The following is a 14,125-nucleotide window of genomic DNA, read 5'->3' as shown; positions in this document are numbered from 1 at the left end:
GAAGACCGGGAAGGGTAAGCCCCGCGTTCCGGACGGACAAGCTTGCGCGTCCCGCCGCGATGTGCCGTCCGCGCAGGGGGCGCGGACGCGTCGTGTGTCGGCCGCCGGCGTGCGAGCGCGCCGGCGTCGCAGGATCAGGCGGCGAGCGTGCGATCGGTCTCCACGGCGCGGGTCGAGCGGCTCTGGCGGCGCACCGACGACCATTCCGACAGACGCACTTCCGTGCGCACCTTGAGCAGCGTCGCGACGAGCCGCTCGACCTGCGTCGCGGTCATGCCGGCGTGCAGGGTGAGGCGGATCAGCGAGCGCTTGGCCGGCGTGGCCGGGGCGCAGAAGATCGAGCCGACGATGCCGTGGGCTTCGAGCACGTCGCGCACGTGCATCGTGTCCGCCTCGATGCCGACCTCGAGGCCGAGGATCTGCTCGGTGCCGTTGAGCAGCGGGTAGCCGCCCTCGAGCAGCGCCGCGCGCACGTGCTTCGAGATCGCGTGCAGACGCTCGCGACGCCACGGCTCGTCGCGCACGACCTGGTGCGCGGCGGCGATGCCGGCGAGGTCGTGCGGCAGCAGCGTCGAGCTGAAGATCGCCGGCATCGACTCGGACGCAAAGAACTCCGTGAAGCGCTCGCGGCCCGTGATCAGGCCGGCGCGGCCGACATAGGCCTTGGCGAGGCTCGCGGTGACGAAGTCGACGCGGTGGGCGAGGCCGAGCGAGGCGACCAGACCTTCGCCGTTCGGGCCGTGCGTGCCGAGCGAATGCGACTCGTCGACGAGCAGCACGCAGTCGTGCGCTTCGGCGATCGCGAGATAGTCGGCGATCGGGCACAGCGCGCCGGTGGTGCTGTAGACCGCGTCGACCGCGATCACGCCGGGGCCGTACCGCAGCACCTGGCGCTCGAGGTGCTCGACGTCGTTGTGGTGCACGGGCACGCCCTTGGCGCCGGCACTCTTGACGCCTTCCCACAGCGAAGCGTGGCCGAGGTGGTCGACGTAGACCGGCGTGCGCTCGTCGGCGATCGACTGGATCAGGCCGACGTTGCCGCACCAGCCCGACTGCGCGAGCACGCCGCTGGCCGCGCCGAGGTCGTCGGCCATGCGCTGCTCGAGCGAGCGCTGCGTGCCGGTGCCGTCCTGCAGGAAGATCGCCGACATCATGGCGCCCTTGCCGTGCGTGTTGAGAGCGTCGATCTCGGCGTCGAGGATGGTGCGGTGGCGCTGCAGCGACAGGTAGTCGTTGCTGGTCAGGACGAGGTCGTCGGCGAGCGTGGCACGCCCGTGCATGATGTGGCGGCCGCCCCAGTTCGTACGCTTGCGTTCCTGGTAGGCGTCCAGTCGACGCTGGACGAACTCGGGCAGCGGCCGTGCGGGGATGCCGGCGGCATCGCGCGTGTCGGCGTGGGCGGTGTCGTGGGGGGCGAACGAGTCGAGCATGGTGGAACTCCTGGTTGGGTGGTGCGGAAGAGTCTTCCGGGCCGATTCTGGATCGGCCCTGATGTCGATGCGCGATCGACATGGGGAAGGTGTCGGGGCGACCTAAGGGATCGCCCCTGGAATCATTCCGCCGGCGGAAGCTCGTTCCGCTGCAGCCAGGTGTCGTACGGGGTGATCGCCGGGATCTTGATGCGGAACTGTTGCAGGTCGCGCAGCTTGCCCAGGAAGTAATCACCGGTGGTGCCGCGCACGAAGGTCGCAGGCACCAGTCGGCTCGAGTCTAGCGGCTGGCGTGCGTCGAAACCGGGATTGCCTCTCGCAAATACGGGAATCGACGTGCCATCCCGCAACGCGCGCTGCATGGTTTCAGGTGCACCGATGTCCGCGGCACGCTCGGCGTGCTCGTACAGCTCGGCCGGCGTCATGACCACGACGAACTCGGCGCGGCCGAGATCGTCCAGGAACAGCAGCCCGCGCGGCACGTCGTGGACGTACATCTCGACCGGGCAGATCGAGATGAAGCCGTCCTCGAGCACGCCGACCACGTCGGGATCGCGCAGCATCGGGTAGTCGCCGATCGCGAGCGTCTCGGCGAGCGTGCCGAAGCTGCGGCGGAAGTAACTCCACTGCAGCTGGAGGATCGCCTCGCGCAGTTCCTCGACGACGGTCGGGCTGCCCTTCTCGATGAAGCGGTCGATCAGGCCGCGGTTGAACGCGTCGACCGCGGTCGGCAGTGCCGCGCGCCCGGTCAGCAGGATGCGCCCGACGTTCTGGAGCGGCAGCTGCTGCAGGAACTCCATGCCGTTCATCTCGGGCATGTGCCAGTCGACCACGGCGACCGAGATCTCCGAGAAGCGGTCCGCGTCGTAGGCGATGCGGTGGATGCCGGCGACGTCGAGGATGACCCGTGACGCATCGCCGCGCTGGCGGAAGATAAGGTCGGCGACCGGACTCTCGCGCTCGGTGGAAAGCCGCGCGGCGCGCAGGGCCTCGCGTGCCGAGGTGTAGCTGTCCAGGTGCACGCGCGGGCCGAGCAGAGGCGGCAGCAGTTCGAGGTAGCGCGCGTGGTCGTCGACGTGCAGCACGCGCGTCGGGAAGTAGAACGGCGGCAGCGGGAACGGGAGGTCCTCAAGGCTCACGCGGGGCAGCCTCGGCGTCGAGCAGGGGAAGCGCGATCGTGAACTCGGTGTACTTGCCGAGTTCGGAACGGCAGTCGATCGAGCCACCCATGCGCTTGATCGCATCCCTGCAGAACGCCAGGCCGATCCCGAGCCCGGTTTCGGGGCGCTCGGCCCCGGTGACGAAACGGTCGAAGATGCTCGGCAGCAGCGCGGGCGGGATGCCCGGGCCGGTGTCGCGCACGACGACGAGGCCGTGGCCGGCGAGCGTCCTCACGGTGATCACGATGTCGCCGCGCCCGAAGCGCGTGGTGTGGTGGATGGCATTCTTGAGCAGGTTGAACAGCACGTTGAGCAGCAGCGGGGACGAGCCGCGGAAGCGGAAATCGCCCTGGATCGCGACGCCGACCTTCTCCCGTTCGGCCGGCGATGCATAAGGATAGCGATCGACGGCCTCGGCGACGATCACCGACGCCGCGAGGATATCGGAGGCATGCGACTCGGCCGGGCGTGCCGCGGCGAGCAGCATCTCGATCGTGACGAAGGCGTGGTTGACCTCGGTCTGGATGATGCGGCTGCCGCTGCCGATCGCGCCGATCGCGCTCCTGTGCACGGGCTGCACGTCGAGACCCGCGGCGCGTGCCTTCTGGTAGCCGTCGACCATCGCGTCGACGTGCTTGAGCGAGCCCATCGCGGCGAGGCGGATCGACGCCAGCGGCGTGCGCAGCTCGTGTGCGATGGTCGCCGCGGTCGCGGTGAGGCCGTCGATCCTCGATTGGTACTCGATGCTGCGCGTGACGTTGAAGATGGCGCCCGAGGCCAGCACGAACGCCCATACCGGCAGCATGAGCTGCGCCTGCTCGGCGTGGAACGCGATATGCGGGGTGAGCATGAACGCGAGGATCGCGAGCGCCGTGCCGCTCGCTATCGAGATGATCGCGGCCTTGAGGTCGAACATGAGCAGCACGATGAACACGGCGGTCAGGTGCGACATCAGCCAGACCGTGTTGAGCCCGTTCATGAGCATCATGTAGGCGAAGAAGAACGGCAGGTCGACGATGACGGCGAGGTACCAGTACAGCGGCAGCCACTTGCGCAGGGGTTCCGGCCAGCGCCGCACGAACAGCAGCGGCAGCGCGATCGCGCTGAACACGAGGCGCAGCGCCAGCGACTCGAACGGCTGTGGGTACCACCACGTCCACACGAAGTAGTACAGCGGCGTGCCGAACACGCCCATCGCGCCCATGATGACCATCTTGGGTTCGGCGAAGTAGGCGCGCGTGCGCACCGACTCGAGCAGGCGTTCCCAGGCGAGTGCGAGCTTCGCGCCGATCGAGGGCGCATTCATGCGGGCGGGTTCCGTGGACAGGTCATGCGGGACGGGCGCGCGGACGCCGGGACCGGCGTGCCGGCGCGCGCGCCGGGGCGCGTCATCGCATCGGCATCAGGCGCCCGGTGCGCCACCCGCGAGCTCGCGCTGGTCGAGCCAGCCACGGTACGTCGAGCACTCGGCCTGCTTCCATGAGGGGGCCTGGTCGAGCGTCGCGACCACGTAGTCGCCGTCGCGGCCCTCGAGGACCGTGGCGCGCAGGAGGTCGTGCGGTGTCACGGCATGGCCGCTGCGGAAGAAGCCGTCGGCATCGCCGCGCCAGTCGATCCACTGGCGGTCGGCGAGATGGTCGGCGTACCACGGTGGCGCGCCCGCGGCGAGCGCGGCCTGGCGCCGCCGCTCGTAGACCGCCTCGGAGAACACGAGGATGAACTCGGAGAGCCCCTCGTCGTCGATGAACAGCACGCCGGCCGGATCGTCACAAAGGTACATTTCGACCGGTGCGATGGTCAGGTAGCGACGCAGCGCGGCAGCCACGCCGGGATCGCGCGCGAAGCCGAAGCGCGCGTCGGCGTCGTCGGCGAAGCTGAAGTGCCGGTCCGCGCCGAAGTAGCGCGCCTGCAGCGCCGACACGGCGTCGCGGATGCGCTCGAGGAAATCCGGGCTGGTCTTGTCGATGAAGTAGTCGATGAGGCCCTCGTCGAGCGCCTGCGTCGCGATGCGCCGATCGGCGCGAGCGGTCAGCATGACGCGGCCCACCGGCGTGCCGGCGAGCTGGCGGCAGAAGCCGAGGCCGTCGAGGTCGGGCATCGCGTAGTCGACGATCGCGACCGCGACGTCGTTGAAACGCTGGGGATCGTCGACGATGCCGCGGATCGCGCCGAGGTCTCCGGCCGACAGCGCGTGGTCCTTGCGGAAGCGCTCGACGAGACGACGCGACGCACTCGGACGCGCATGGGCCGCCTCGATCGCGGTCAGCGCCTTGCGTGCCCAGCGATGTCGCGCCACGAGGATCTCGGGCTCGAGCACGGACTGCAGCAGGGTCGAATAGCTCGTGCTGTCCTCGACGTGCACCACCGTGGTCGGGTGGAAGAACGGCAGCAGCGGCGTGGCGGCCTCAGGCAGCATGGAGGATTCCCTTCGGTGTCGACATGACGATCCTTGTGCAAGAAGCCGGCCATCGGCGCGGAAGTCCCGATCCTAGCAGCATTCGCCCGGTACGGACGCCGCGCCGAATCACACGCCGGCAGCGTTGCGCGCGTACCACGCGCGCACCGGTGCGAAGCTGCGCCGATGCATCGGCAGCGGACCGTGGCGCTCGAGCGCGAGCAGGTGTTCGGCGGTCGGGTAACCCTTGTGGCGTGCGAAGCCGTACTCGGGGTGGACCTCATCGAGCTCGCGCATGAGGCGGTCGCGCGTGGTCTTGGCGAGGATCGAGGCCGCGCTTATCGCCGGGTCGCTGGCGTCGCCGCCGATGATCGCGCGGCCCTCGCAGGGCAGGTCGCGCGGCAGGCGGTTGCCGTCGACGAGGGCGAGTTCGGGGCGCGGCTGCAGCGCCGTGACGGCGCGCGACATGCCGGCGAGGGTCGCCTGCAGGATGTTCAGGCGGTCGATCTCGTCGGCCTCGACGACGCAGACCGCGTAGGCGAGTGCACGTTCGCGGATGCGCAGCGCGAGCGTCTCGCGACGCGCCTCGGTGAGCGTCTTCGAATCGGCGAGGCCCTTCGGGCGACGCGTCGGGTGCAGCACGACCGCGGCGACGACGACCGCACCGACGAGCGGGCCGCGGCCGGCTTCGTCGACGCCGGCCGTGCGCTCGCGTGGCACGGCGCGCGCGGCGAACAGGTCGAGGTTCATTCGCGCAGGTCCTGCAGCGTGTTGAAGACGTGGTCATGGTACGAGGTAAGCAGCGTCTTGTCCGCGCAGTCGAGGTAGCGCCCCTTGCAGCGTTCGCGCAGCAGCGCGTTGGCCTGGTAGAACGCGTCCTTCGGCACGCCGGCCGCATCGAGCAGCATCGATCCGAGGTAGACGATGTCGAGCGTGTCGTAGTCGGGCAGGCGGCGCGTCGTGAAGCTGGTCTTGAGCATGTAGTAGGTGATGCGGCTCGTGTTCGGGCCGGCCGTCTTCGGCACCTTCTTCGGGATCGAGTGCATCGCCCCGTCGAACGAGGGCTGATGGTCGCCGAAGTGCATGAGCACGACCGGTCGGCCGCTGCCCCACAGGAACGCCTCGAGTTCGCGCAGCATCGCCGCCGAGGCATGCAGCCGCGCGAGGTAGTTGCCGAGATTGAGGTTGAGCCAGTCGTCCAGGCGCGACGGCGTGAACTTCCCGCGGAACAGCGGCTGGTCGAACGGCGGCGGCAGTTCGGCGAGCGGCGTCATGTGCGGGCCGTGCTGGTGCAGCGTCAGGGTGACGATGAACAGCGGCCGGTTCGGGTGCGCGGCGCGTTCCTCGGCGTGGACCTGCCTGAACACGCGCAGCAGGTCGGCATCGGTGCTGTGCCAGTCCAGGCCGTAGTCGTTGCCGTCGTAGAACGCATCGAAGCCGTAGTCGGCATAGGCGTTGCGCGCGTTGAGGTAGTCGCCGCTGACCGGGTAGATCGCGATCGCGCGGTAACCCGCAGCCTTGAACGCATCGGGCAGGGTGTGGGCGACGCGCGGCGCGAGGTTGTACGGCGCGTAGAGGCCGGCGTTGCCGAACAGCACGTCGGCGAGGCCGGTCAGCAGCGCGAATTCGCTGGTCCAGGTGCCACCTCCGAAGGTGTGCACGGTGAGCGGGCCGCCTGCGCGCGTGCGCCTGTCCTTGCGGAACATGTCGACCTCGCACACGGGCAGCGTGCACACGGCGAGGATGCGCGGGTCGAACGTGCTTTCCTCGAGCACCGCGACGACGTCGGGACGCGTCTGCGCGCCGCGCAACGGCGTGTCCATCGTCCATGCGATGCTGCGGTCGACCTCGCCGGTGATCGCGGGCTTGCGCACGTCGGTGTCGCTGAACGAGGTGAAGAACGCCGTGATGTAGCTGCGGTCGACGACCGTCGCCCACATCGGCTTGTTGAAAACGCGCGCGAACGGACCGTCCGGTTGCACGCAGGCGAACACGATCGCCGCCGTCGCCGCAGCGCCGGCCACGCGCACGATCGCGCGCGGACCGCGCCGGACGAGCCGCCAGCGCAGCGGTTGTTCCCAGCGCCACGCGGGCAGGATCAGCAACGGCACGACCGTGCAGACGACGACCGTCGCGCCGAGCAGCAGCGGATAGCGCCCGATCAGCTTGAGCGTGTCGAACGTGAGGTAGTACTCGAGGTCCGGCGCGAGTACCGGCGTGAGCAGGTAGGCGAACTTGAGCGAGCTCGCGAGCAGCAGCGCGCCGAAACCGACCACGGCGACGACGAGCGCGAACGCGACGCGCGCCGACGCGAACAGCAGGCTCGCCGTCACGGCGGCCATCAGCACACCGGCGAAGAGTTTCTCGGCAACGGCCTTCTCGTCGAGCGGACCGATCGCGAACACGGCCAGGAACGCGAGCACGGCGAACGCGCGCAGGCGCCGGAGGCGCCGGGAAGCGCGTGCGCGCGCACGCTCGGCGCGTGCCTCCGCATCGATCGGGGAGGGCGTCGGGTCGGACGCGGCAGGAGGTTCCATTCGACTCGTGATGCTGGGCACTCGAAGCGCGGGCGTCAATGCACGCTGCAGCACGGCGCATGGCCGTCGAGGCGCATCGACGGCGTCAGGGGGCGACCAGCTCCGCCACGGCGGCCGCCGCGGCGCGGTCGCCGCCTCCGCGCAGTGCTTCGTGGATGCGCCGGTACTCGGCCACGAGCTCGGGTGGCGGCGGGTCGCGCAGCATCGGCAGCAAGGCTTCGGCGAGTGCCTCGGGCGTGCAGTCCGCCTGCATGCGCTCGGGCACGAGGTCGCGACCGGCGAGATGGTTCGGCAGCGAGTAGCGCTCGACCTTGAGCAGGCCGAGGCCCTTGACGATCAGGTGGGTGAGCGCCGAGACGCGGTAGGCCACGACCATCGGCCGCTTGGCCAGCGCGGCTTCGAGCGCGGCGGTGCCCGAGGCGAGCAGCACGGCATCGGCAGCGATCATCGCCGCGTGCGCCTGGCCGTCGACGACGTGCACGCCGAGATCGTGGAACGCGGGATAGGCGAGCAGCGTGGTGAACGCCTCGCGGCAGGCCGGATTGGCCATCGGCGCGACGATCACGAGTCCGGGCAGATCGCGGCGCAGCAGGCGTGCGGCGCCGAGGAAGTCGCGGCCGAGGCGGCGGATCTCGCCGAGACGGCTGCCCGGCAACAGCGCGAGCACGGGCGCGTCTGCGGCGAGTCCGAGTGCAGCGCGTGCGGTCGTGCGATCCGGTTCGTCCGCGAAGGCGTCGGCGAGCGGATGGCCGACGAAGCGCGCGTCGACGCCGTGGCGCGCGTAGACCGGCGGCTCCATCGGGAACAGGCACAGCACTCGGTCGGCGCTGCGGCCGAGCTTCGCCGCGCGGCCCTCGCGCCAGGCCCACACCGACGGACTCACGTAATGGACGGTGCGGATGCCCGCGTGCTTGAGGTCGCGCTCGAGGCCGAGGTTGAAGTCCGGCGCATCGATGCCGACGAACACGTCCGGGCGCAGCGCGAGCGTGCGACGACGCACGTCGCGGCGGATCGCGAGCAGTTCGGGGAGGTGGCGGACGACTTCGGCGAGGCCCATCACGGCGAGCTTCTCGGCCGGATACCACGCCTCGAGACCCGCCGCGACCATGCGCGGGCCGCCGATGCCGGCGAAGCGCGCGTCGGGGAAGCGTTCGCGCAGGGCGTCGACGAGCCCCGCGCCGAGCAGGTCGCCCGAGGCCTCGCCGGCGACGAGCACGAACGAAGGCGACGCGCTCATCGCGTCGCTCCGGCGCCGCCGCGCGGAGCCATGGTCCGGCGGCGACAGCCGGTGCGCACCGGGATCAGCGCACGAGCGAGCGCTGGCTGCGCTCGATGAAGTCGAGCATGAGGCGCACGTCCGGGGCGCCCTCCGCGGCGCGCGCAAGCTCGCCACGCGCTTCGGCGAGCGGCAGGCCCGACATGTAGAGGGTGCGGTAGGCGCGCTTGATCGCCATGATGCGGTCGGACGAGTAGCCGCGACGGCGAAGGCCTTCGGAATTGATGCCCTTGGGCTCGGCGAAGCTGCCGGCGACGGTCACGTACGGCGGCACGTCGCGATTGATGATCGCGCCCATCGCGGTGAACGCATGCGCACCGACCTGGCAGAACTGGTGCACCAGCGAGAAGCCGCCGAGGATCACCCAGTCGTCGACGACGACGTGGCCGGCCAGCGAGGCCGCGTTCGAGAAGATCACGTGGTTGCCGACGATGCAGTCGTGCGCGATGTGCACGTAGGCCATGAGCCAGTTGTCGTCGCCGATCTTCGTGAGGCTGGCGTCGTCGTCGGTGCCGCGGTTGAAGGTGACGAACTCGCGGATGACGTTGCGGTCGCCGATCTCCAGGCGTGACTTCTCGCCGTGGAACTTCTTGTCCTGCGGCGCGGCGCCGATCGAGGCGAACTGCCAGATGCGGTTGTCGCGGCCGATCTTCGTCGGACCCTCGATGACGACGTGCGGGCCGATCGTCGTGCCGTCGCCGATCTCGACGTCGGCGCCGATGACGCTGTACGCGCCGATGCTGACGTTCTGGCCGATCCGCGCCGACGGGTCGATGATGGCGGTCGCGTGGATCATCCGTCCCTCCGCTCCGCGCACAGCAGCTCGGCTTCGGCGACGACCTCCCCGTCGACCTTCGCCTGGCCCCAGAACAGGCCCATGCGCTTGAGCGTGCGCTTCTGCTCGACCTCGAGCACGAGCTGGTCGCCCGGCACGACGATGCGGCTGAAGCGCGCCTTGTCGATCTTGACCAGGTAGAACAGCGCGGGCTGGTTCGGGTCGGCCGAGACCGACAGCTGCACGAGCGCGCCCGAGGCCTGCGCGAGCGCCTCGATCACGAGCACGCCCGGCATCACCGGATGGCCCGGGAAATGGCCCTGGAAGAACGGCTCGTTGATCGTGACGTTCTTGATCGCGGTCAGGCGCTTGCCGGGCTCGCACGAGATGACGCGATCGATGAGCAGGAACGGGAAGCGGTGCGGGAGCAACTGGCTGATGCGGCGGACGTCGAGCGGCATGTCGCCCGCGCCCGGCGACGTGGTGGTGGTCATTGCGGGTGTCCCTTGTCGATGTCGGCGAGGCGGCGGGCCCATTCGTCGAGATGGCGGAAGCGTGCCGCATTGCGGCGCCACAGGCGTCCTTCCTGGATCGGCATGCCCGACGAATATTCCCCGGCTTCGCGGATGGAGTGGTTGACCAGACTCATGGCCGTGATCGTGACGCGGTCGGCGATGGTCAGGTGGCCGATTATGCCAGCCGCCCCGCCGATCAGGCAGTGGCTGCCGATGCGGGTGCTGCCGGCGATCGCGGCGCAGCCGGCGATCGCCGTGTGGGCGCCGATGACCACGTTGTGGGCGATCTGGATCTGGTTGTCGAGGCGCACGTCCTCGGCCAGCACGGTGTCCTCGAGCGCGCCGCGGTCGATCGTCGTGTTGGCGCCGATCTCGCAGTCGTCGCCGATGCGCACGCCGCCGAGCTGCGGGACCTTGATCCAGTGGTCGCGGTCGAACGCGAGGCCGAAGCCGTCGGCGCCGATCACCGCGCCCGGGTGCACGAGCACGCGGCGGCCGAGCTGCACGCGCGTGACCAGCGTGACGCGCGCGACGAGGCGCGACTGCGCGCCGACCACGCAGTCGTGGCCGATCACGCAGTGCGGTCCGATCACGGCACCGTCGCCGATGCGCGCGCCGTCCTCGACGACGCACAGCGGGCCGACCGATGCGGTGGGCGACACCGTCGCGAGCGGGCTCACGACGGCGCTCGGATGGATGCCTGCATGCGCGGCCGGCACGTGCTCGAACAGCGCGGCGAGCTTCGCGAAGGCGACGTAGGGATCGCGCGCCACGAGGCGGGCAGGGCCGTCGCCTTCGGCATCGGCCGCGCGCACGAGCACGGCCGCGGCCCCGCTCGCCGCGAGCTGGGCGCGGTAGCGCGGGTTGGCGAGGAACGCCACCTGGGTCGGGCCGGCCGCGGCCAGCGTGCCGACGCCGTCGACGCGCAGGTCGGCGGCGCCGCGCAGGTCGAGGTCGAAGCGCCCGGCGAGGTCGCCGAGCGTGTGGGAAACGATGTCGTTCACGGAGTGGCCTTGGCCGCGTGCTGGCGCTTGAGCTGTTCGAGCACCTGGTCGGTCACGTCGATGCGTGCACTCGCGTAGACGACCGGGCTCGGCACGATGAGGTCGATGCCCTGCTCGCGCGCGAACGCGACGACGGCATTGTTGATCTCGCGCCAGCTGCGGTCGAGCTCCTGGTCGCTGCGCGTCTTGAGCTCGCCGCGCAGGCTGTCGCGATTGCGGCGTATCGAGCGGTCGAGCGCATCGATCTCGCGCTTGAGCGCCTCGGCTTCGTCGCGGCCCATCGAGGCCGCGTCACGCTCGTGGCGCGACCGCAGCGCAGCCAGTCGCATCTCGTCGGCGGTCAGCGCGGCATCGCGCGGCGCGAACTCGCGCTCGAGCTTCTGGCGGCCCGCGAGCACCTGCGGGGCATTGTCGAGCAGGCGCTTCATGTCGACGTAGCCGATGCGCGGCGCGGCATTCTGGGCGACGGCAGGCAGCGCGACACCCAGGGCGAGGAGGACCATGAGCGCACGGGGCATCGCTGTCCATGGTGCGCTTCGAACCACGCCGCCCTCCGTCCGAGAAGATGCCTCGTCAAGCCGCTCCGACCGATCCTACACCAGCCGCATCAGAACTGAGGGCCGAACGAGAACTGGATCGTCTCGGTATCGTCGCCGTCCTGCTTGCGCAGCGGGCGCGAGATGTTGATGACGATCGGTCCGATCGGCGCGCGCCACGAGAACGACAGGCCGGTCGAGGCGCGCAGGTCGCTCGCCGAGAACGCGTTGTAGTCCTTGAACACGTTGCCGACGTCGACGAACCACGACAGGCGCGTCGTGTTGTCATTTTCCTTGACGAACGGCGTCGGGAAGATGATCTCGGCGGTGGCGACGGTCTTGAACGCGCCGCCGAGCGGCTGGCGGTAACCGTCGATGAGGTCGTACGGTCCGAGCGTGTTGTCGCGGAAGCCGCGCACGTCGGAGCTGCCGCCCGCGAAGAAGTTCTCGAAGAACGGCAGGCCGCGTGCACCGACCTCGTAGCTGACCGGCGGATCCTGGCCCTCGTCGGTGACCGTGCGGTACTTGCCGCTGTAGCTGCCGCCGTAGCCGAGCGAGACAGTGCCGAGGAAGGTCAGCTTCTCGGTCAGCGGGAAGTACTGCGAGTAGCGGTAGTTGGCCTTGAAGTACTCGACCGTCGAGCCCGGCAGCGTCGTCTCGAACGAGACCGTCTGCAGCGAGCCGCGCGTCGGGTTCCAGTACTTGTTGCGCGTGTCGCGTGCGTACGAGAGCTCGAGGTTCCAGGCGTGGAACGTGCGGTTGCCGAGGGCGGCGAGGTAGTCGACGAAGCGCTGCGGCGTGTAGCCCGGGTAGGCCGTGATCTCGGTCTGGCTGATGCCCAGGCGCGTGTTGAGCGTGCCGTTCTCGGTCAGCGGCAGGCCGATGTAGGTGCTGAACGCGTCGCTGTTGGTGAAGTAGCTCGCGATGTTCGCCTCGCCCGAGTCGAGCTCGCGGTGGCTGATGTCGTAGCCGAGGCCGATGCCGTCGTCGGTCAGGTAGGGTTCGTAGTACGAGATCGCGTAGCGCTTGAGGTACGAACTGCGCTGCAGCGTGACGCCGACGCGGTCGCCGGTGCCGAAGAAGTTGTTCATCTGCACCGCGATGCTCGTGATCAGGCCCTGCACCTGCGAGTAGCCGAGGCCGAACGTGAACTGGCCGGACTGCTGCTCCTCGACCGTCACGTTGATGTCGACCTGGTCCTCGGTGCCCGGCACGGCCGGCGTCTCGACGACGACGTTCTTGAAGAAGCCAAGGCGCTGCAGGCGGATCTTGGAGCGGTCGATCGCAGCCTGGGAGTACCAGGCGCCCTCGAGCTGGCGCATCTCGCGGCGCAGCACCTCGTCCTCGGTGTGCAGGTTGCCCTTGAAGGCGATGCGGCGCACGTAGACGCGCTGGCCGGGCACGATCTGGAAGTTCAGGCCGACCTCGCGCTTCTCGCGGTTGACCTCGGGCAGCGGGTTGACCTGCGCGAATGCGTAGCCGATGTTGGCGAGCACGGCGGTGATCGCGTCGGCGGACTGCTCGACCTTGCGGCGCGAGAAGATCTCGCCGGACCCGATCGACAGCTGCTTGCGCAGGTCCTCGTCCTTGAGGATGAGGTCGCCGGTCAGCTTGATGTCGGTGACCGTGTAGACCTCGCCCTCGGTGATGTTGGCGACGACGTACATCTTGCGCTTGTCGGGACTCATCGCGACCTGGGTCGAGTCCACCGCGAAGTCGACGTAGCCGCGGTCGAGGTAGAACGACGACAGGCGCTCGAGGTCGCCCGACATCTTCTCGCGCGAGTACTGGTCGTCCTTGGAGTACCACGACGTCCAGTTGGTCTCGTCGGACTGGAAGTCCTCGCGGATCGCCTTGGCCTTGAACGACTCGTTGCCGACGATGTTGATGTGCTTGATCTTGGCCGGCTTGCCTTCGACGATGTTGATCGCGACCTCGACGCGGTTGCGGTCGAGGTTGACGACGGCCGTCTTGACCGAGACGTTGTACTTGCCGCGGTTGTAGTACTGGCGCGTCAGCTCCTGCTGCACCGAGTCGAGCTTGAGGCGGTCGAAGGTCTCGCCCTCGGCCAGGCCGATGCCCTTGAGGCCCTTGCGCAGGTCGTCTTCCTTGAGGTCCTTGTTGCCGCGGATCGCGACCTTGGAGATCGACGGGCGCTCCTGCAGGGTCACCACGAGGATGTCGCCCTGGCGCGACAGCGTCACGTCGTTGAAGAAGCCGGTCCGGTACAGCGCGCGGATCGCCTGCTCGGCGCCGTCCGCGGTCAGCATGTCGCCGCGCTCGACCGGCAGGTAGGTGAACACCGTGCCCGGCGCGATGCGCGACAGGCCGTCGATGCGGATGTCCGCCACCCGGAACGTGTCGAACGCGAACGCGTTCTGGGAGCTGAGCCAGGCGAGCATGAGCAGGGCGGCGATACGCTTCATCGTCACTTCCGTAGGGACAGGCCGGGAACGCGGCGGGCTTCGCAGCGTCCGCGATCGATCAGGGGCAGGGC

At 69.5% G+C, this 14,125-nt stretch carries 12 protein-coding genes; all 12 read right to left on the bottom strand.

Annotation, left to right across the window (positions count from 1 at the left end; all coding sequences use genetic code 11):
• Positions 1 to 134 precede the first annotated feature (134 nt).
• The gene (cqsA, locus tag ACQQ2N_RS00770) at positions 135 to 1,430 is read right to left on the bottom strand and encodes an alpha-hydroxyketone-type quorum-sensing autoinducer synthase (protein ID WP_440223759.1); all 1,296 of its coding nucleotides are present in this window, start codon (positions 1,428 to 1,430) and stop codon (positions 135 to 137) included.
• A gap of 122 nt (positions 1,431 to 1,552) precedes the next feature.
• Positions 1,553 to 2,569: a hypothetical protein gene (locus ACQQ2N_RS00765; protein WP_440223758.1), complete on the bottom strand. Its 1,017-nt coding sequence runs from the start codon at positions 2,567 to 2,569 to the stop codon at positions 1,553 to 1,555.
• Positions 2,559 to 3,896 (bottom strand): sensor histidine kinase, encoded by a 1,338-nt coding sequence (locus ACQQ2N_RS00760; protein ID WP_440223757.1) that lies wholly within the window; start codon positions 3,894 to 3,896, stop codon positions 2,559 to 2,561. The genes ACQQ2N_RS00765 and ACQQ2N_RS00760 overlap by 11 nt, the downstream gene beginning before the upstream one ends.
• A gap of 96 nt (positions 3,897 to 3,992) precedes the next feature.
• On the bottom strand, positions 3,993 to 5,006 hold the full coding sequence (locus ACQQ2N_RS00755; RefSeq protein WP_440223756.1) for a response regulator: 1,014 nt from the start codon (positions 5,004 to 5,006) through the stop codon (positions 3,993 to 3,995).
• Between the two features lie 108 nt (positions 5,007 to 5,114).
• Entirely contained in the window at positions 5,115 to 5,735 is a 621-nt protein-coding gene (gene rnhB / locus ACQQ2N_RS00750) for a ribonuclease HII (RefSeq protein ID WP_440223755.1), read from the bottom strand.
• The gene (locus ACQQ2N_RS00745) at positions 5,732 to 7,522 is read right to left on the bottom strand and encodes a sulfatase-like hydrolase/transferase (RefSeq protein ID WP_440223754.1); all 1,791 of its coding nucleotides are present in this window, start codon (positions 7,520 to 7,522) and stop codon (positions 5,732 to 5,734) included. Before ACQQ2N_RS00745 ends, rnhB begins: the two co-directional genes overlap by 4 nt.
• An 85-nt stretch (positions 7,523 to 7,607) precedes the next feature.
• Positions 7,608 to 8,759 (bottom strand): lipid-A-disaccharide synthase, encoded by a 1,152-nt coding sequence (lpxB, locus tag ACQQ2N_RS00740; RefSeq protein ID WP_440223753.1) that lies wholly within the window; start codon positions 8,757 to 8,759, stop codon positions 7,608 to 7,610.
• 64 nt (positions 8,760 to 8,823) lie between these two features.
• Complete coding sequence (gene lpxA, locus ACQQ2N_RS00735; RefSeq protein ID WP_440223752.1) at positions 8,824 to 9,594, bottom strand: acyl-ACP--UDP-N-acetylglucosamine O-acyltransferase; 771 nt, start codon at positions 9,592 to 9,594, stop codon at positions 8,824 to 8,826.
• Complete coding sequence (gene fabZ, locus ACQQ2N_RS00730) at positions 9,591 to 10,067, bottom strand: 3-hydroxyacyl-ACP dehydratase FabZ (RefSeq protein ID WP_440223751.1); 477 nt, start codon at positions 10,065 to 10,067, stop codon at positions 9,591 to 9,593. The genes lpxA and fabZ overlap by 4 nt, the downstream gene beginning before the upstream one ends.
• Positions 10,064 to 11,092: a UDP-3-O-(3-hydroxymyristoyl)glucosamine N-acyltransferase gene (lpxD, locus tag ACQQ2N_RS00725; protein ID WP_440223750.1), complete on the bottom strand. Its 1,029-nt coding sequence runs from the start codon at positions 11,090 to 11,092 to the stop codon at positions 10,064 to 10,066. Before lpxD ends, fabZ begins: the two co-directional genes overlap by 4 nt.
• Positions 11,089 to 11,595, bottom strand: coding sequence for an OmpH family outer membrane protein (locus ACQQ2N_RS00720; protein WP_440223749.1), 507 nt, complete (start codon positions 11,593 to 11,595; stop codon positions 11,089 to 11,091). Before ACQQ2N_RS00720 ends, lpxD begins: the two co-directional genes overlap by 4 nt.
• Positions 11,596 to 11,699: 104 nt before the next feature.
• Complete coding sequence (gene bamA / locus ACQQ2N_RS00715; protein ID WP_440223748.1) at positions 11,700 to 14,054, bottom strand: outer membrane protein assembly factor BamA; 2,355 nt, start codon at positions 14,052 to 14,054, stop codon at positions 11,700 to 11,702.
• Positions 14,055 to 14,125 lie beyond the last annotated feature (71 nt).

Origin of the sequence: Dokdonella aquatica, from assembly GCF_051987395.1 — a bacterium.
Classification (GTDB): Bacteria; Pseudomonadota; Gammaproteobacteria; order Xanthomonadales; family Rhodanobacteraceae; genus Dokdonella.
This window is presented reverse-complemented; position numbering and strand designations above follow the sequence as displayed.